The sequence below is a fragment of the Cellulomonas sp. HZM genome, from assembly GCF_000708885.1.
Classification (GTDB): Bacteria; Actinomycetota; Actinomycetes; order Actinomycetales; family Cellulomonadaceae; genus Cellulomonas.
On sequence record NZ_JEOE01000075.1, the window covers coordinates 1 to 1,206 of the forward strand.

1 protein-coding gene is annotated in these 1,206 nt (G+C 79.1%); it reads left to right on the forward strand.

Going from position 1 to position 1,206, the window contains the following annotated elements:
- Window positions 1–99: 99 nt before the first annotated feature.
- Window positions 100–1,206: hypothetical protein (locus AW16_RS0116645; protein WP_081861759.1), on the forward strand; the 1,107-nt coding region annotated here is incomplete at its 3' end.

A 1,206-nucleotide genomic window follows, 5' to 3' on the forward strand; every position in this document is an offset into this window, starting at 1 on the left:
CCGTCGGCGGGGCCGGCGGCACCGTCGGCGGGTCCGTGGGCTCCGTCGGCGGGGCCGTGGGGTCGGGCGGCGGGGCGGCGATCCCGGCACGATCGGGCGATGGATCGACGGGGCAGGCCGGCACCCGCGGAGCCGGCTGCCGTCCTCGCGCTGCCCGCGCTGCGGGAGGTGCCGCCGCACGTCCGCGATGCGCTCGTGCGTCAGGACGGTGTCGCGACGGCGCGCCAGCTCCGCGCGGCGGGCTTCTCGCCGGCCGTCGTCGGGCATCGGGTGCGCACCGGCGCCTGGCGGAGGCCGTTCCGCGGTGTGGTCGTGCTGCAGTCCGGCGCGACGACGTGGCGGCAGCTCGCTCGCGCGGCGCTGCTGTACTGCGGTGACGAAGCCGCGCTCTCGCACACCAGCGCGGCGTACGTGCACGGCTTCGCGCGCGAGCCGGGCGGGACGTTCGTCGTGAGCGTGCCGGCGCGACGTGCGGTCCGGCCCCAGCCGGGCCTCGTCGTCCACCGCCGTCGCGCCATGCCGTTCTCCCGCGGCTCGCTGCGCGCCGTCGACCCGCACGACACCGTGCTCGACCTCCTCACCGCGGTACGGTCCGACGACGACGTGGTCGCGCTGCTGTGCGACGCGGTGCGCGCGGGGGTCTCCGCCGACCGGGTCCTGCTCCACGCCGAGAGACGTGCACGCGTGCCGCGGCGCGCGCTGCTCCTCGCGATGCTCGACGAGGTCGCCGACGGCGTGGAGTCACCGCTCGAGCTGCGCTACGTCGACCGCGTGGAGCGCGCGCACCGGCTCCCCCGCGCCGTCGCGCAGCATCGCGAGCGGCTCGGCGGCCGGTGGATCCGCTCTGACCGCCGCTACGCCGGCCTCGGGGTGCGGGTCGAGCTGGACGGACAGCTCGCCCACCCGTTCGGCAGCACCGACCGCGACGTGTGGCGCGACAACGCGGTGCTCATCGCGCACGGCGAGACGACACTGCGCTACCGCTGGCGGCACGCCGCTTCCGACGCGTGCGCGACCGCGGCCCAGGTCGCGACGGCGCTACGCGCAGGCGGATGGAGCGGCACGCCGCGCCCCTGCTCCCCCGCGTGCGCCGCGCCCCCCGCCCCCCCGCGCCTCATCACCCCGCCGCCCCCCCCCGCGCCCGCCCCCGCCCTCCCCCCCGCGCCTGCCGCGATCGGACACGCCCCCGCGCCGGGCGCCGCGCCG